This is a genomic window from Corynebacterium urealyticum DSM 7109, from assembly GCF_000069945.1.
GTDB lineage: Bacteria > Actinomycetota > Actinomycetes > Mycobacteriales > Mycobacteriaceae > Corynebacterium > Corynebacterium urealyticum.
The window spans coordinates 1,871,422-1,887,180 of record NC_010545.1; the positions used below are offsets into that span (position 1 = coordinate 1,871,422).

15 protein-coding genes and 1 tRNA gene are annotated in these 15,759 nt (G+C 64.9%); 7 read left to right on the top strand and 9 right to left on the bottom strand.

Annotated features, from left to right (window positions below):
• Positions 1–523: 523 nt before the first annotated feature.
• Both CU_RS08075 and CU_RS08080 read right to left on the bottom strand, forming a co-directional pair.
• Positions 524–596: transfer RNA gene (locus CU_RS08075), tRNA-Lys, on the bottom strand.
• A gap of 127 nt (positions 597–723) precedes the next feature.
• Positions 724–2,229 (bottom strand): acetyl-CoA hydrolase/transferase family protein, encoded by a 1,506-nt coding sequence (locus CU_RS08080; RefSeq protein ID WP_012360841.1) that lies wholly within the window; start codon positions 2,227–2,229, stop codon positions 724–726.
• Positions 2,230–2,464: 235 nt separating this feature from the next.
• Between CU_RS08080 and dusB the strand changes: the two genes are divergently transcribed.
• Complete coding sequence (dusB, locus tag CU_RS08085; protein ID WP_148264206.1) at positions 2,465–3,643, top strand: tRNA dihydrouridine synthase DusB; 1,179 nt, start codon at positions 2,465–2,467, stop codon at positions 3,641–3,643.
• Between the two features lie 74 nt (positions 3,644–3,717).
• Here the strand turns inward: dusB and CU_RS08090 are convergent, their stop codons facing one another.
• Genes CU_RS08090 through mshD form a run of 3 tightly spaced genes read right to left on the bottom strand, consistent with a single transcriptional unit; the run spans position 3,718 to position 6,557 of the window.
• On the bottom strand, positions 3,718–4,275 hold the full coding sequence (locus CU_RS08090) for a gluconokinase (RefSeq protein ID WP_012360843.1): 558 nt from the start codon (positions 4,273–4,275) through the stop codon (positions 3,718–3,720).
• A 58-nt stretch (positions 4,276–4,333) separates the two neighbouring features.
• On the bottom strand, positions 4,334–5,485 hold the full coding sequence (gene pstS / locus CU_RS08095) for a phosphate ABC transporter substrate-binding protein PstS (protein ID WP_012360844.1): 1,152 nt from the start codon (positions 5,483–5,485) through the stop codon (positions 4,334–4,336).
• A gap of 52 nt (positions 5,486–5,537) precedes the next feature.
• Positions 5,538–6,557, bottom strand: a complete 1,020-nt coding sequence (gene mshD, locus CU_RS08100) for a mycothiol synthase (RefSeq protein WP_012360845.1) — start codon at positions 6,555–6,557, stop codon at positions 5,538–5,540.
• 148 nt (positions 6,558–6,705) lie between these two features.
• On the opposite strand from mshD, the gene CU_RS08105 reads away from it, so the two are divergent.
• Both CU_RS08105 and CU_RS08110 read left to right on the top strand, forming a co-directional pair.
• Positions 6,706–7,566 (top strand): LmeA family phospholipid-binding protein, encoded by an 861-nt coding sequence (locus CU_RS08105; protein ID WP_231837645.1) that lies wholly within the window; start codon positions 6,706–6,708, stop codon positions 7,564–7,566.
• Between the two features lie 10 nt (positions 7,567–7,576).
• Positions 7,577–8,323, top strand: coding sequence for a heme-binding beta-barrel domain-containing protein (locus CU_RS08110; protein ID WP_012360847.1), 747 nt, complete (start codon positions 7,577–7,579; stop codon positions 8,321–8,323).
• 12 nt (positions 8,324–8,335) lie between these two features.
• Here CU_RS08110 and CU_RS08115 read toward each other — a convergent pair whose 3' ends face one another.
• Entirely contained in the window at positions 8,336–9,226 is an 891-nt protein-coding gene (locus tag CU_RS08115) for an aminodeoxychorismate lyase (RefSeq protein WP_041628516.1), read from the bottom strand.
• 186 nt (positions 9,227–9,412) lie between these two features.
• Between CU_RS08115 and ygfZ the strand changes: the two genes are divergently transcribed.
• From ygfZ to CU_RS08125, 3 genes are all read left to right on the top strand, one after another.
• On the top strand, positions 9,413–10,588 hold the full coding sequence (gene ygfZ, locus CU_RS08120) for a CAF17-like 4Fe-4S cluster assembly/insertion protein YgfZ (RefSeq protein WP_012360849.1): 1,176 nt from the start codon (positions 9,413–9,415) through the stop codon (positions 10,586–10,588).
• A gap of 217 nt (positions 10,589–10,805) precedes the next feature.
• On the top strand, positions 10,806–10,979 hold the full coding sequence (locus CU_RS10435) for a DUF3073 domain-containing protein (RefSeq protein ID WP_012360850.1): 174 nt from the start codon (positions 10,806–10,808) through the stop codon (positions 10,977–10,979).
• A gap of 239 nt (positions 10,980–11,218) precedes the next feature.
• The gene (locus CU_RS08125) at positions 11,219–12,397 is read left to right on the top strand and encodes an IS256-like element ISCur2 family transposase (protein WP_012360851.1); all 1,179 of its coding nucleotides are present in this window, start codon (positions 11,219–11,221) and stop codon (positions 12,395–12,397) included.
• A gap of 143 nt (positions 12,398–12,540) precedes the next feature.
• Here CU_RS08125 and purM read toward each other — a convergent pair whose 3' ends face one another.
• The 3 genes from purM to CU_RS10440 all read right to left on the bottom strand — a co-directional run bounded on the left by purM (position 12,541) and on the right by CU_RS10440 (position 15,575).
• Positions 12,541–13,608: a phosphoribosylformylglycinamidine cyclo-ligase gene (purM, locus tag CU_RS08130; protein ID WP_012360852.1), complete on the bottom strand. Its 1,068-nt coding sequence runs from the start codon at positions 13,606–13,608 to the stop codon at positions 12,541–12,543.
• 50 nt (positions 13,609–13,658) lie between these two features.
• A complete protein-coding gene (gene purF, locus CU_RS08135; protein WP_173362363.1) occupies positions 13,659–15,209 on the bottom strand; it encodes an amidophosphoribosyltransferase in 1,551 nt (516 codons plus the stop codon).
• Positions 15,210–15,284: 75 nt separating this feature from the next.
• Positions 15,285–15,575: a sterol carrier family protein gene (locus tag CU_RS10440; RefSeq protein ID WP_331370645.1), complete on the bottom strand. Its 291-nt coding sequence runs from the start codon at positions 15,573–15,575 to the stop codon at positions 15,285–15,287.
• Here CU_RS10440 and CU_RS11095 point away from each other — a divergent pair.
• Positions 15,489–15,707, top strand: coding sequence for a hypothetical protein (locus tag CU_RS11095; RefSeq protein WP_015381905.1), 219 nt, complete (start codon positions 15,489–15,491; stop codon positions 15,705–15,707). The genes CU_RS10440 and CU_RS11095 overlap by 87 nt on opposite strands.
• The last annotated feature ends 52 nt before the right edge of the window (positions 15,708–15,759 follow it).

Sequence of the window (15,759 nt, forward strand, 5' to 3'; positions counted from 1 at the left end):
GCAAGCAAGACAACCAGTACTAAGACCCCTAGCAGCTCGACCGCAACCCCCAGCCCCAGCACGGAGCCCGCTGCTGCCCCAAAGCAGACACAAGCACCGGCAGCCGAAATCTACGTCCTCGAATGTCTCCCCGGAACGCCAGGCCCCTCACGCATGTCCGATGGAAGCACCCAATACACGGACTACTGCGCTAACCAACCTGGCGCACAGACTTACCGCGATGCAGAAGCAGCAGCGGGTTGGGATCCATCGAAAGTTCCCTTCGCAAATGGCGGAACCTGCCCGGCCTACAAGTGCGGATATGGGCACGACGAGAACGGCAACCCCTACCCGAGTAGCGGTGAGCTTCAGTTCCAGCACGGCTGCGAACAGGGTTATATCGAACCATCGGAATGTGCCGCGGCGGGGTATTAGAGCTCCCTCGGTCACCGGCCCCTAATTGCTCATTAGGCCTGCAAAGATGCCACGCATCGGAAGCACATATAAGAAATCCCCGGCCAGAAAAGACCGGGGAATACAGAAGTGGGCCCTGTGGGGCTCGAACCCACGACCTACGGATTAAAAGTCCGGAGCTCTACCAACTGAGCTAAAGGCCCACGCGCACAATCGCACGCACACAAGCCACGCTTGCGGAACACAGCTTACCCCATGGCGAGGCACGAAAAACAAATAACCCGCCCCGGCGAAAACCGGGACGGGTTAGGTGCGCGAGATGGCTAAAGACTAGCCCTTCATGCTGCCCTTCTCCGCCAGGTTGATGTGGAAATCAAAAGCGGTGGCCAGATCGTGCGGGGTCTGCAGGCCAGTGCCCTTGGACTTCGCGCGCTCGTAGTACTCCTCCAGCAGCGGCTGGTAATCCGGGTGAGCGATCTCGATCATCTTCTTCACACGGTCGCGCGGCGCCAGGCCACGCAGGTCGGCGTAGCCACGCTCGGTGATGATGACCATGGCGTCGTGCTCGGTGTGGTCGATGTGGGATGCGAAAGGAACGATCGTGGAGATCGCGCCGTCCTTGGCGATCGTGCCCGAGATGAAGGTCGACAGGAAGGCGTTTCGGGTGAAGTCACCGGAACCGCCAATGCCGTTCATGATGCGGGAGCCGGAGACGTTCGTGGAGTTCACGTTGCCGTAGATGTCCGCCTCGATCATGCCGTTGGAGGAAATCAGGCCCGTGCGGCGCACAACCTCTGGGTGGTTAGAGATCTGCTGCGGGCGCAGGATGATGGACTCGCGGTACTTCTTCGCCTCTGCGTTCATCTTCTCCGCGTACTCCGGGGAGAGAGCGAAGGAAGTTGCGGAAGCAACGGTCATCTTGCCCGCGTCGATCAGGTCGAGCATGCCGTCCTGAATGACCTCGGTGTAGGCCTGGATGTTCTCGAACTTGGAGTCCAGCAGGCCCGCCATCACGGCGTTAGGGACGTTACCCACGCCGGACTGCATGATGTAGCCGTCGTAGGTCAGGCGGCCGGCCTTCACCTCACCCTCGAGCAGGTCGAGGAAGTGGCCAGCGATCTGCTCGGAGGTCTCGTCCACCGGCTTGAACGGAGCGTTGCGGTCCGGCGCGTTGGTCTTCACGACCGCGACAACCTTGGAGGACTCGATCGGGATGTAGGTGGTACCGATGCGGTCGCCCGGCTTGTTGATCGGGATCGGGGTGCGGTTCGGCAGCGCCGGCATCGACCAGATGTCGTGCATGCCCTCGAGATCCTCGGACTGCCACTCGTTGATCTCGATGATGACCTTGTCCGCGGCGTTGATGTACTCAACGTTGTTACCCACCGCGGAGGACGGCACGATGTTGCCCTCCTCAGTGATGCGAACGGCCTCGATGATGGCGACATCAAACTTGCCGAAGAAGCCCTGCTCCACCTGCAAACCCATGTGGGAGAGGTGGATGTCCTGGTACTTCATCTCGCCAGCGTTGATGGCCTTGCGCATGATCGGGTCGGAAGCATAAGGCGCGCGGTAGTTGACGGCCTCTGCCTCGGCGAGCACACCATCACAGTCCGGGGCCGTGGAAGCACCCGTGAAGACGTCGATCTTGAAGTCCTCGCCACGGGAGTGGGCGTCCTTCGCCTTATTAGCGATGGCGGTGGGGAGGGCCTTCGGGTAGCCGGCACCGGTAAAGCCGGACATGCCGACCTTGTCGCCATTATTGACGAACTGTGCCGCCTCCTCGGCGCTCATCACCTTGGACTTGAGCTGCTCATGGGCAATGCGATCTGTCATTTATTCCTCCTGTGGCGTTCAGCCCACAGCGACCGATAATGGTTTGTTTTGCTGAGTGGGCAAAAACTCTTGGCCTATAGGCGCCATGCTACATAAATCGATTCTGAAGTGTGACCTACACACTTTTGTATATCTAACTACCCCCTTTTCGGCTCCCCCGAAACCGGCTCACTGCCCCTGCCGCGGCATCGCCGTCCGAACTTTCGCTTTGCTGCAGCCCGCCCCGCCTGGGAACATGGTCACCGTGACTAGCAGCATCGAAACCAAGCAGCAGGGCCTCAGCATCGGAACGCTGAAGCTCGACAGCCCCGTCGTCCTCGCCCCAATGGCAGGCGTGACGAACGTGGCCTTCCGCACCCTCTGCCGCGAGCAGGAACGGGAGCGCATGGGCTCCGTCGCGGGCCTCTATGTCTGCGAGATGGTGACCGCCCGCGCGCTCGTGGAGCGCAACCCCAAAACGCTCCACATGACCACCTTCGCTCCGGACGAAGACCCCCGCAGCCTGCAGCTGTACACCACCGATCCGAAGTACACCTACGAAGCAGCCAAGATGATCGTCGATGAGAACATGGCTGACCACATCGATATGAACTTCGGCTGCCCCATGCCCAAGGTCACCCGCCGCGGCGGTGGCGCGGCCCTGCCCTACAAGCGGCGCCTCTTCGGCAACATCGTCGCCGCCGCCGTTAAAGCCACGGAGGGGACGGACATTCCCGTCACCGTGAAGATGCGTATCGGCATCGACGACGAGCACCGCACCCACCTCGACGCCGGACGCATCGCTGCCGACGAGGGAGCCGCCGCCGTCGCCCTGCACGGACGCACCGCCGCGCAGCGTTATGCCGGCGACGCCGACTGGAGCGAGATCGCCCGCCTCGTGGAGCACATGGACGGCCGGGTCCCGGTGCTGGGCAACGGCGATATCTTCAAGGCCACCGACGCCCGCGCCATGATGGATCAGACCGGCTGCGACGGCGTGGTCGTGGGCCGTGGCTGCCTGGGTCGGCCGTGGCTCTTTGCCGAGCTCTCCGCCGAGCTGCGCGGCCTGCCGGTGCCCGCTGAGCCACCCCTGGGCGAGGTGGCGCGCATCATCATGCGGCATGCCGAGCTCCTCGCGGAGCACGACGGCGAGGATCGCGCCTGCCGCGACCTGCGCAAGCACATGACCTGGTACATGCGCGGCTTCCCGGCTGGCGGCGAGCTGCGTCGCAGCCTCTCGAAGGTCAGCTCCCTGGCCGAGCTGCGCGAGGTACTCGACCCCATCTGGGACTCGGAGGCTCTCGCCAACGACGCCGACGGCGCGCGCGGCCGCCAGGGTTCCCCCGCGAAGGTGCAGCTGCCCGATGGCTGGCTCGACGATCCCGAAGACGAGACCGTGCCGGTGGGTGCCGATATCGAAAACAGCGGCGGCTAGCCCACCAGCCACTGAATCAGCAGCATAAAGCGGGGCCCTCGTCGATACGAGGGCCCCGCTTCGTTCTTGCTTCTTTAAGACTCGCTGCCGTAGGCGGTCTCCGCGAACTTCGCGGACGCCAGGGCATCGTCCACGAGATCTTCCGGCTTACGGGTCACGTCCAGCTGGATCCCCAGCTCGTCGGAATGCAGGCGCTCCAACAGCTCCAGCTGCGCCACCAGGAGCTCCTGCGGCATATCGCGGCCGATGCGGTGGCTCATGCGCTCCGAGAGCACATCGAAGGTGCCGTAGAGGTGCACGAAGAACGTGATGCCCTCGGCCTCGTTCAGCACCTCGCGGTGGGCCCTGGTCAGGGCCGGGCAAGCAACCACGGTGGACTCCCCGGCGCGGCCGTGCTCGCTCATCCAGTCGCGCACGCTCTCCAGCCAGTTGACGTACTTCGCCTTGCTGGGAACCTCACCGCGATCCAGAATGGCGAGGTTCTCCGCCGGGTGGAGATCATCGGCCTCCAGCACGGGCCGACCCGTGCGCTCCCCGATGATCCGGGCCAGAGTGGTTTTACCGGAACCACTGACCCCCATGATCACGAGGTGAATGGGGTTTTGTGGCTTGTCCTGGGTGGGCTGCGTCATAACCTCAATTATGCCTTAGAACGGTCCAACTCACCCACGGAATCCGCGAGCCGAATCCCTAGGCCCCGATCGCGCCGATTGCCTCTTCCACCTTGGTCTTCATCTCACCGGTCAGCGGGACGTAGCCCTTATCCGCGTAGTCGCCCTGCTGGTTGGCCAGCATCGTGTACAGCACGTTTTTCACCTTGTCGCGGGTCTCCTCCCCATAGCCCTTGGAGCAGACGACCTCGTAGGTGGTCAGCGCCAGCGGGTAGGTGCCCTCCGCAGCATCGGCGAACAGGGAGTCGGCGTCCACGATCATGTTCTTGCCCTTGCCCTGGTACTTCACTCCCTTGAGTGCCTCGGTGACGCTCTTCGAGGACGGTTCCACCGGGCCAAAGCCGAAGTCGACCTTCGCGGCCTTCAGCTGCGGGGTCGGCTTGGTGAACGGCGTGGCCGTGTAGGTGATAGAACCGTTTTCCGAGGCAGCCTGGTCGGCCACCCCAGCCGAGCCGTTCGCGCCCAGGCCCACGCCGGTTGGGAAGGACGGCCCCTGCGGCTTCCAGGCCCCATCGGTTGCCGCTGCGAGGAAGCGCTGGAAGATCTCGGAGGTGCCGGACTGGTCGCCGCGGTACACCACCTTGATCGGGGTCTTCGGCAGCTTCACTCCCTCGTTAGCCTTCGCGATCCGGGGGTCATCCCAGTGCGTGACGTTGCCTGCGAAGATGCTCGCCACGACTCGCGCGGGCAGGTTGATCTCCTGGTCCACGCCATCCAGCCGGTAGGCCACTGCCACGGGGCTCAGCACCATCGGGATGTGCCAGGCGGTGTTGCCTTCACAGCGCTGCTGCGCATCCTTCGTCGCGCGCTCGCTCAGTGGCACGTCGGTGCTCGCAAAATCCGCCTGCTTGCCAACAAAGGCCGCCTTCCCCTTGGCCGAGCCCGTGGCCTGGTATTCCAGCTCAATCCCGTCAGGGTGCAGCGCTGGTCCCACCGTGTCCTCGATGAACATTTTTTGGGACGTCGCCCCCGCGCCACGCACCGTGCCCGAGACGTCCGCCATCGGGTAAGGATTTTCTACCGCGGCGGTGGTGGAGTCACCGGACTCCGTCTGCGGGGCGTCACTACCGGAGCAGGCGGTCAAGGCGAGCCCACCGGCCAGCAGGGTGGCCAACGCGGCCGTGGTGCGTCGCGAACCCGGTGCGGCGATCAATGGCTTGTTCTTCAACATCTTCGAGGCAGCCTTTCACTGAGAATCCGCAACATAACTGCGGGGCTGGGAATTAATTTAATTCTCCACGATAAACCACATCGGTGTGGACGATCCCGAAGCCCAGGCCCTCGTAGGTCGCTACCGCCGGGCCGTTATCGCCCTCGACGTAGAGTTCGACGGTTCCCACGCCTCGCTTCATCAGCTCGCCGATGCCGAGCATCGTGATCGCGGGTCCCAGCCCCTTGCCCCGGGCTTCGTCGGCGAGGCAGACCACATAGACCTCCCCAGCGCGCTCGCCCTCAGGCTCCTCCTGCTCCTCGGTGGGGATTTTCGTCCAGTGGAAGCCGGCACACCGCGGCCCGGCGGCGTCCTCGTCTTCTCCGCAGGACCAGACCATCAGCACGCCGTTGGGGTCGAACCACGCTGTGTCACGGGCGCTGCGCAGCTGATCGATATCCCAGCCGCCTTGCTCCGGGTGCCAGGCGAAGGCCTCGTTGTTCACGCGGACCCATTCCTCGTCCACGAGCTCCTCTCCGAAGCGCTCGACGGCCTCGGGGTAGGTCAGCACCGTCAGCCCCTGGGATTCGACCTTCGAGGCGGCATCTTCTGCCCCGGCGCGGAACTGCTCGCCGCGGTCGCTGCCTGGGGAGGCGTCGACCGCCATCTTGTGCAGCTCACGGGTGCGGCGGGCATTCGCTGCCTCGGCCATCGCACGAGCCGGTGCCAAATCCCCGTGCGCCCACGTATCCAGGGGGCCAGTCAGCCCCAGGTCTTCGCGCGCCGCCGCGAGCATGCCACGGGCTACCCCCTGGCGACGAACATCGGGCGCGACGGCTAGCTCTGCGGTCGGGTTCTCCCCGCTCACACTGGCGGTCACGGCGCCATCCAGCGCCAGGACGCCCACCACACGCTCGTCGGTCATGGCCACGATGTGCTGGTGCCCGTGGTCCCCATCGATGCCCTTGAGGAAGGCCTCGCCCAGCGCAGCCACCCCGTCGGCCTGTTCGACCTCCCGGAGCAGGGTGTGTACTGCGGCGACCACCTCCGGCTGAGCGTGAAGCTGCTCGTAGGCGTGGAAAGTGCAGGTCATAAAACTCGCTCCCGGAAAAATTCTGGTTCATCTCGCTTGGTGTTCTATCCACCCTACGCAAGCACCCAGACATCGGATTTCGCCATCGATACCCCGCCGCCGCGGATCGGGTATGGCCCGCGCCCATCGATGCGCCATAATGTTCTTCATGGCAAACCCGCAGATTTCGGCTGATACCTCCCCGGCACCGCGCCCCCGGCGCCGCCTGTGGAAGGTTCTCGCCGGTCTTCTGGTCGCGTTCCTCGCGCTCATGCTCACGGACTCCCTCATCGCCGCCCGCACGGAGGCGAAGATCTCCCAGCAGCTCTACGAGGGCTCGCACCTGCCCAAGCCGCCGGAGGTCATGCTCGCGGGATTCCCCTACGTCACCCAGGCTCTCACCAAGGAGCTGGAGGCCGTCACTGTCACCGCCAAGGACGTCCCCATCGCCGGATTCGGCGACGTCACCGTCCACTCCTCCGCCCAGTACGTCGACGTCAATGCCTCCCAGATCTTCACGGGCGATATTCACGACGCTCCTGCGCGCAAGGTCTTCCACCGCCTCCAGCTGGGCGTCGTCCCCCTGGGAAAGCTGATGGGCATACCTGACCTGGACGTCTCGAATAAGGCAGACATCTCCCCGCGCGGCGGGTGGGAAACCGAAGCGATCTTCCGCGGCACCCCGAAGGGTTTCCGTGCCCCCGCGATCGTCGAGATGAAGGTCCGCATCAAGCGCGGCGACGTCTACCTGCGCCCCGTCACCGTCATCGAGGGACCGGTGAACAAGAAGGAGGGCGCGGAGATCGTCCCCGCTGATCAGCTGGACGAGGCGACCACCGCGGCGCTGATGGACGGCTTCCGGCTGAAGATCGAGAAGGACTCCATCCCCTTCCCCGGGATCCCGATGCGCGTCTACGTGGGAGGGGGCTCGGTGTTCATCGAGGCGGAGGACTACTACACCACCGTCAGCATCGGGGACCTCACCCCTCCGACCCGTCCCCTCACGGAAGAGCAACGGCCGTCCCTATAGAGTGGAGGCCATGAGTTCCGATAAGGCTAATAATCAGTCTCCTGACCAGGGTGCCAACACCCCGGCAGAAAGCACCAACTCCGGCCCGAAGCTGGACGGCAACCAGGCCGTGAACCTCGCCGCCGAGCAGTCGAAGAGCACGGCGGATAAGAACTTGCCGGTCTTCGGCGACCTGCCGATCCCGGAGGACACCGCCAACCTGCGCTTCGGCCCGAACCTGCACGACGGCCTGCTCGCACTCCTGCCGCTGGTCGGTGTGTGGCGCGGCCAGGGCCAGGCTGCGCACCCGGGCGAGGAGGAGTTCACCTTCGGCCAGCAGCTGAGCATCTTCCACGATGGCGAGAACCGCCTGGGCTTCGAGTCCCGCACCTGGAAGATCAACCCGCCCGCCGAGGAGGGCGCTGAGGCAGACGGTGACGAGGCTAGCGCTGAGTCTGCGGGCGAGCCGGAGGTCGGCGAGCTGCTGCGCCGCGAGGCCGGCTTCTGGCGCATCGACAATGACGACAACATCGAGCTGCTCATCGCCCACTCCGACGGCATGATCGAGCTGATGTACGGCAAGCCGCTCACCGAGCGCGCCTGGCAGCTGGAGAGCGCTTCCACCCTGGCCACCGAGACCGGCCCGAGCGCCCTGGGCCCTGGCAAGCGCCTCTACGGTCTCATGCCGAACAACGACCTGGGCTGGGTCGACGAGCGCCTCATCGACGGCGAGATGGTGCCGTGGATGTCCGCGCAGCTCAAGCGGGTACGTGGCTAGCTCTACACCTGGCTAGGCCTGCGCTGTGACGGCTTCCGCGATCAGGGCCTCGAGCTCGTCCGCGAAGGCCGGCCGTGGCATCGGCTGGCCGTCGATGGCCGTGACGCGCGCCTGAATCCGCACCGAGGACACCAGCCACACGCCCGCTGCGGTGCGCAGGTCCTCATCGGTGAGTTGCGCTTCAGCCACCGGCCAGCCGCGCTCCGCGGCGAGCCGGAACACAGCAGCCTGCGACGTGCCGGGGAGGATCCCGGTGTGCGGGCAGGGGGTCAGCAGCTGTGGTTTACCGTCGCCCTCGGAATCCCGGGCGATGATCACGCTGCTCGTCGGCCCTTCCAGGACAGTGCCTTCTTCGCTGAAGAAGATGACGTCGTCGAAGCCGGCCTTCTTCGCTGCCCGTAGTGCTGCCATGTTCGCGGCATAAGAGAGAGTCTTCGCGCCGATCAGCGCCCACGGTGAGCGATCCGAAATATCGAGGCTGAAACCCCGCTCGGCGGTCATCACGTTGACGCCCTCACGGCGGGCTTTGAGCTGGGCTTCGCCCACCGGGGTCACCGTGATCCACCCGGTGGGTTCACCGCCCGATTCGCGACCGCGCGAGTAGACCCAGCGCAGCGCCGCTTCGTGCTGCTCCGGGTAGACGCGAGCGAACTCGCTGACCGCCAGCTCGGTGGCTGCGGTCCAGCGCTGAATGTCCGGCTCCGGCAGCTCCAGCATCGCCGCGCTCGACTGGAAACGGGAGGCGTGGCGGTCCATGTTGCGCACCACGTCCTCGCGCAGGATCAGGGTCTCGAAGACTCCATCCCCGCGGATTGCCGCGAGGTCGTCGGCATAGAGGAACGGCTGCTCAGCGTCCCAGATGCGGGGTTCCGTGGCGCCGAGAACATCAATGACAATCGCCATAGCTACTCCTTTTTCGTCAAGCCACCTCAGCAACCGGCTATCCCCCCTTCGCGCCGAAGGCAGCACGCGCGGAGGCGCAGGGCTAAAGCCGGGATCCATCTTAAGAATATGCCCTGGTCGATCGCCGTGGCGATTCCCTACTAGCATCGGGGTAACTAACGAGCGCAGAAAGGTTGTTTTCCCTTCATGACCACCCCCAGCTCTCCCCTGTTGAGCCACGTCCCCGGCGCCAGCGCGACCAACGAGGACAAGACCTACCCCGTCGCCTGGCACTACGGGAACCCCCTTGGTGAGCAGAACGCCGTCGAAGATGGCGCGACCGGCCTCGTCGACCGCTTCGACCGCGTCGCCCTGTGGGTCCACGGTGAGGAGGCCAAGACCTGGCTCAACGACCTGATCAGCCAGAAGATCAACGCCATCCAGCCTGGTCAGGCCACCTTTGGTCTCATCCTGGACGTGCAGGGCCACGTGGAATACCAATTCGGGGTCGCTGCCTTGGAGGACGGCATCCTGCTGGACGTCGCCGCTGAGCAGGCCGAGGGACTGGAGACCTACCTCAGCCGCATGATCTTCTGGGCGAAGGTTGAGGTCGAACGCCTGGACCTGGTGCAGATGGCTGTCCTGAAGAAGGCTGGTGCGCAAGAGTCGGCGGAGGATGACCGGGCTGGGCTCGGAGCCACCCCGGATGGAGCGTTTCCGGATGCGCACTCCTGGCGCACCCGGAAACTTGGCGAGATTGCGGTGACCGACGTGTGGCTGCCGGCTGATGCGCAGATCGGAAGCTGGGATCACGCCACCGCGGAGCTTGGATACGCCCCAACCGGGCTGATGGCCTACACCGCCTGGCGCATCGCCGCACGTCAGCCGGTGATCGGCGAGGACACGGACGAGAAGACAATCCCCCACGAGGTCCCCTGGTACCTGGGCGAGAATAATCACGGGGCGACCCAGCTAGCCCAGGAGAGCGAGGGCCCGACGGCGCATGCGGTGCACCTGAATAAGGGCTGCTACCGCGGGCAGGAGACCGTTTCCCGCGTGCAGAATCTCGGCAAGCCGCCTCGCACTCTGGTGCTGCTCCACCTCGATGGCTCCCGGAACGCGCTCCCGGAGGTCGGCACTGACCTCACCGCGGGTGGCCGCCGCATCGGCCGGGTGGGCAGCAGCGTGCACGACGCGATTCTGGGGCCGATTGCCCTCGCGCTAGTGCGGCGCAATGTGGTGGAAAAGCTGGCGACGGACCCGGCGACAGTGCCAGCCCTGCAGGCCGGGGAGGTGGACGCCGCGATCGACCCTGCGGACGTGAAGGTGGACGACGCGGAAAAGCCGGGACGCGCAGCGATCAAAAATCTGCGCAACGGCTAATTTTCGCGGACACCGCCGCGCCACCCTATCTGACCTGCACTTTTGCGATGCATCTCGCATCGTGGCCACGGTTTCCCACGGCGCGGCGCGGGGCGGAGCGGGGCCGGGTTCGGAATTCGCGAAAAAAATTCGCTATGGTGTAGACCAGGAAATGCTTAAACAATAAGAAGGCGACCGTTCCCTCGAGTCGCCATACGATCTCTCAAGGGGGTCAGCCATGGGTCGCGGCCGCGCAAAGGCTAAGCAAGCCAAGGTAGCTCGCCGACTGAAGTACCAGGCTCCGGAAATGGATCTGGAGCGTCTGCAGCGAGAGCTTTCTGGAGCTCCGCAGCAGGACGAGTACTCCGAGCGCGATGACGAGTGGGACGACTGGAGCGACCACCGCTACTAGTCCCCCGCGCCATACGGCCCGAGCCCACGACCTCACAAACCCGGTCGCGCTCGGGCCGTATTTTTTACCCCGCGGCCTCGGGGTTAAACGACAAAATGTGTGTCCGGATTCGTCGATTTGTTTGGGTTGATCAGGGGTAATCCGGAAAGTATATGCTCCTAGAGCATATATCCGCCCCGGGGCGGCGAAATACCGGGTGTGACAGCAGCGTGTGGTAGGAGCTGGTGTTGGCTTGATCAATGCCGAAGAACAGACCACGCTGCCACTGCGGCGGCGAGATGAAACGCAACGGTAAGACCTGCGCCAACCGCACCCGGTGGCGGTGCAAAATCTGCGGCGCTTCCACCACCAAGCAGCGCCCCGATATCACCAACTCAGCAGCCTTCGCAGCATTTATCACCCACCTCACAACCGGTGCGAGCTTGGAAACCGCTGCCGCCGAAGCAGGGTGTCATCCGCGTACCCTGCAACGCCGGTTTGAACACTTCTGGCTAGTTGATGTCCCCGATCCCACGATCGGGCACGAAGGCCGGGTCTACGACCAGGTCTTTCTTGACGGCACCTACACCGCCGGCGGATGCTTGATTGTTGCCGCCACCTTGGATCACGTCATCGCTTGGCACTGGTGCACACGTGAGACCACCCGCGACTACCAAAGGCTCCTCGAACGTATCCCCGCGCCCCTGATCGCTGTCATCGACGGCGGCCAAGGCGCTGCCAGCGCAATCAAGACATGCTGGCCTGCAACGAAAGTGCAGCGCTGCCTCGTTCACGCCCAACGCGTGGTGCGTCGGCACACCACCTCACGCCCCCGCACCGATGCAGGACGAGCGATTTACCAGCTCGCGCTCAACCTCACGAAGATCACCGCTCTTGACGAGGCAGCCGAGTGGGGTGCACAACTGCACGAATACGGCACTATCTACCGCGACTGGATGAACCAGAAAACGTTCACAACCGACCCAGCGACACGGCAACGCACCTGGTCATGGACGCATGAACGCACCCGCAAGGCCTACAACAGCCTCAACCACCTATGGCGCAACCAGCTGTTATTTGTCTATCTCGACCCACCTGACGGTGTCCTCGATGTCAGCCGGATCAAATCCACCACCAACAGCCTGGAAGGCGGCATCAACGCCCAGTTGAAACTGCTTGCCCGCACCCACCGCGGCAGATCCGGTGAACACCAACGCCGGATGCTGGATTGGTGGCTGTACCTGCAAACGGAACTGCCTGACGACCCCGTTGAGATCGCCAGGCAGTCCAACTGGGGCCAGGACCAACTCGCCAAAGTATCCACCCTGACCCACAACGAGAACCAAGCCGACCACGAAACCGGACGACCAGCCCTCTACGACAACGCTATCGACACCGACTACACACACTCAATCGGCATCCAAAAAGGCCACATCTAACCCCGCGACACGCCGGAGTCAGACACACATTTTGTCGTTTAACCCCGGCCTCGCCCCACCCCCAGGTGGCAGCGAAGCCGCTTTACGTGTTGGCCCGTGGCTGCCAGCAACGTCCGGCGCCACGGGCTTCCCCCGAGAGAGGCTTAGCCCTCCGCCGGGTGCTCGCCCTGCAGGGTCGCACCACCCTCGCCGGAGCGGACCACGCCCAGGCGCCAGGCCTTCATGTGGCGGGCCGCCAGCATCGCGAGCGCGCGGTCGGCGTCCTCCTCGGACACGATGGCGACCATGCCAACGCCCATGTTGAAGGTCTTCTCCATCTCCTCCTGGGCCACCCCGCCCAGCTCCTGGATCTTGGTGAAGATCGGGCCCGGCACCCAGGTGGAGCGGTGCAGCTCGGCGACCAGGCCCTCCGGGATCACGCGGGCCACGTTGGCAGCCAGCCCACCACCGGTGATGTGGGCGAAGGTGTGGACGTCGCATTCCGCGGCCAGGTCCAGGCAGTCCTTCGCGTAGATGCGGGTCGGCTCGAGCATCTCCTCGCCCAGGGTGCGTCCAAACTCCGGCACCTCCTGGTCGAGCGGCAGGCCGGCATCCTGCAGAAGCACCTTGCGGGCCAGGGAGTAGCCATTGGAGTGCAGTCCGGAGGACTCCATCGCGATGACCACGTCACCCGGGCGGACCTTGTCCGGCCCCAGCAGCTTGGCCTCTTCGACCACACCAACGGAGGTGGCGGAGACGTCGTAGTCATTCTCGCCCATGACCCCCGGGTGCTCGGCGGTCTCGCCCCCGAGGAGGGCGCAGCCTGCTTCCTCGCAGCCATCCGCGATGCCCTTGACGATCTCGGCAACCTTCTCCGGGATCACCTTGCCGATCGCAATGTAATCCTGCATAAACAGCGGCTCGGCGCCACAGACGACGAGGTCATCGACGCACATGGCCACAAGGTCGCGGCCGATGGTGTCGTGCTTATCCATCGCCTGGGCGACGGCCAGCTTGGTGCCCACGCCATCGGAGGACGCGGCCAGCAGTGGCTTGTCGTACTCCCCCAGCGCGAACAGGCCTGCAAAGCCGCCGAGCCCGCCGCGAACCTCCGGGCGGGTAGCGCGCTTCGCCAGCGGGGCCAGCAGCTCGACAGCGCGGTCGCCGGCCTCGATATCCACACCAGCGGCGGCGTAGGACGCCCCAGCTTGAGTCTTCTGATCATCACTCATGAGTTTTCTCCTGCTTGTGAAATCCGGCTTCCGCCGAGGGTGTTCAATCGCTAGTTTTCTTCGGGGTTGTTGCTTGAGGCATCGCTGCCACCTGCGGCCTGCTCAGCCTCCTCCGCGAGGCGGCGCTGCCGGAGGCGAACCTGCTCCGCGTTCGGGTTGCCCGCCGGCAGACCCAGCGGGTACACGCCGTCGAAGCAGGCAGCACACAGGGTCTCCCGCGGCTGCGCGCTGGTCTCCACCATCGCCTCCGTGGAGACGAAGCCCAGGGAGTCCGCGCCGACCTCTTCCCGCATGGCTTCCACCATGTTGTCTGGGTCCACGTTGTTGGCCAGCAGCTCGTTTGGCGACGGAAAGTCGATGCCGTAGAAGCACGGCCACTTCACCGGCGGGGAGGCAATGCGCACGTGCACCTCGGCCGCGCCCGCGTCCCGCAGCATGCGGATGAGCGCCCGCTGGGTATTGCCGCGCACGATGGAGTCGTCCACCACGATCAGGCGCTTGCCCTCGATCACGTGGCGCAGCGGGTTCAGCTTCAGTCGGATACCCAGCTGGCGAATGGTCTGGGAGGGCTCGATGAAGGTGCGCCCCACGTAGGCATTCTTCGTCAGCCCCTGGCCGAATGGGATACCGGAGGCCTGGGCGTAGCCCACAGCCGCCGGGGTGCCGGAGTCAGGCACCGGGATCACCAGGTCGCCCTCAGCCGGCCACTCCTCCGCCAGGCGGCGGCCGATGTCCACGCGGGTCGCGTTCACTGGCTGGCCATTGATGACCGAGTCCGGGCGCGCGAGGTAGACGTACTCGAACACGCAGCCCTTCGGGGTCGCCTCGGCGAACTTACGGGAGCGGATGCCGTCCTCGTTGATGGCGATGAACTCGCCTGGCTCGACGTCGCGCACGAACTCCGCGCCGACGATATCCAGGGCCGCGGTCTCGCTGGAGACGACCCAGCCGTTGGCGAGCTTGCCGATGCTCAGCGGGCGCACGCCGTGCGGATCGCGCACCGCGTACAGGCCCTTGCCGTCCGTGAAGGTCAGGCAGTATGCACCCTTGACCCGCGGGAAGAGCTGGAGCGCGGCATCCTCCATCGAGGTGTTCTCATCGATGAGGTCTGCGATGAGCGCACACATGACGTCCGAGTCGCTCGGCTCGTCAGCGGGGTTCACGAGGCGCTTCTCCGCAGCCTCGGCCATCAGCTCCAGGTAGTTGGTGAGGTTACCGTTGTGCCCCAGGGCGACGTCCGTGCCGTCCGAGGCCATGCGGAACATCGGCTGGGCGTTTTCCCAGCGTCCCCCACCGGCCGTCGCGTAACGGGTGTGACCGATCGCGATGTGCCCCTTCAGGGAGTTAAGGATCTGCTCGTCGAACACCTGGCTGACCAGGCCGAGGTCCTTGTACACGAGGATCTGGTCGCCGCTGCCGACGCCGATGCCCGCTGCTTCCTGGCCACGGTGCTGCAGCGCGTACAGCCCGTAGTAGGTCAGCTTCGAGACGTCCTCCCCCGGTGCCCATACCCCGAAGACACCGCATTCCTCGCGCGGAGGCTGCTCCCCGTGATCGTCGTACCCCCGGTCCGCTGGCTGGGCGGGCTGTGCCGCGTCCACCGACGGTGCCGAGTTGGTCCCATTCAAAGAATTCAGGCCAGTATCTTTTGCCACTATCACGACATTACCAGCCCTTTAATGTCTTCCAAACAGAGGCAAGTGGCGCTCCACCTCCGAAGCACGGGTTCCGGAAAGCTCGACGCTGATCTTTCCCATCGGACTGCCCGCCGCGTCGGCGCCCGCTCGTTCTGACATTTCCGTCAATGACGCCGCTCCTGCCGCAGCCCGCAGCCAGGCCAGCGGGCTGCATTGCACGACGTTGGGCGGATTCCCCCGGCGATGCACCGGCCCGGCCACGCACTGCACCGCCACGAAGGGCGGCACCCGAAGCTCCACGGTATTCCCGGGCGCGTCCTGCGCGAGCAGTTCAGCGCTGCGCCGAACCGCATCCGCAAGCGCTTGCCGGGAGGGCACGGGCTGACCTTCCGGATCCGCCACCCAGTCCGCGACGGCGGCCATCGCCTCGGTCGCCACGGCAGTCAGCTCAAGACCACTTAATTTTTTGGCTCATAGCCCCCACCCTAATGACGCCTGCGGACAAGCCATTTTC

Coding starts and splice junctions, on each gene's coding strand:
- ygfZ (WP_012360849.1), top strand. CDS start 9,413: ATGACCACCCCCAGCTCTCCCCTGTTGAGCCACGTCCCCGGCGCCAGC.
- CU_RS08090 (WP_012360843.1), bottom strand. CDS start 4,275: ATGACGCAGCCCACCCAGGACAAGCCACAAAACCCCATTCACCTCGTG.
- CU_RS10435 (WP_012360850.1), top strand. CDS start 10,806: ATGGGTCGCGGCCGCGCAAAGGCTAAGCAAGCCAAGGTAGCTCGCCGA.
- pstS (WP_012360844.1), bottom strand. CDS start 5,485: ATGTTGAAGAACAAGCCATTGATCGCCGCACCGGGTTCGCGACGCACC.
- CU_RS08080 (WP_012360841.1), bottom strand. CDS start 2,229: ATGACAGATCGCATTGCCCATGAGCAGCTCAAGTCCAAGGTGATGAGC.
- CU_RS08125 (WP_012360851.1), top strand. CDS start 11,219: ATGCCGAAGAACAGACCACGCTGCCACTGCGGCGGCGAGATGAAACGC.
- CU_RS08115 (WP_041628516.1), bottom strand. CDS start 9,226: ATGGCGATTGTCATTGATGTTCTCGGCGCCACGGAACCCCGCATCTGG.
- mshD (WP_012360845.1), bottom strand. CDS start 6,557: ATGACCTGCACTTTCCACGCCTACGAGCAGCTTCACGCTCAGCCGGAG.
- CU_RS08105 (WP_231837645.1), top strand. CDS start 6,706: ATGGCAAACCCGCAGATTTCGGCTGATACCTCCCCGGCACCGCGCCCC.
- CU_RS11095 (WP_015381905.1), top strand. CDS start 15,489: ATGCACCGGCCCGGCCACGCACTGCACCGCCACGAAGGGCGGCACCCG.
- purM (WP_012360852.1), bottom strand. CDS start 13,608: ATGAGTGATGATCAGAAGACTCAAGCTGGGGCGTCCTACGCCGCCGCT.
- dusB (WP_148264206.1), top strand. CDS start 2,465: ATGGTCACCGTGACTAGCAGCATCGAAACCAAGCAGCAGGGCCTCAGC.
- CU_RS08110 (WP_012360847.1), top strand. CDS start 7,577: ATGAGTTCCGATAAGGCTAATAATCAGTCTCCTGACCAGGGTGCCAAC.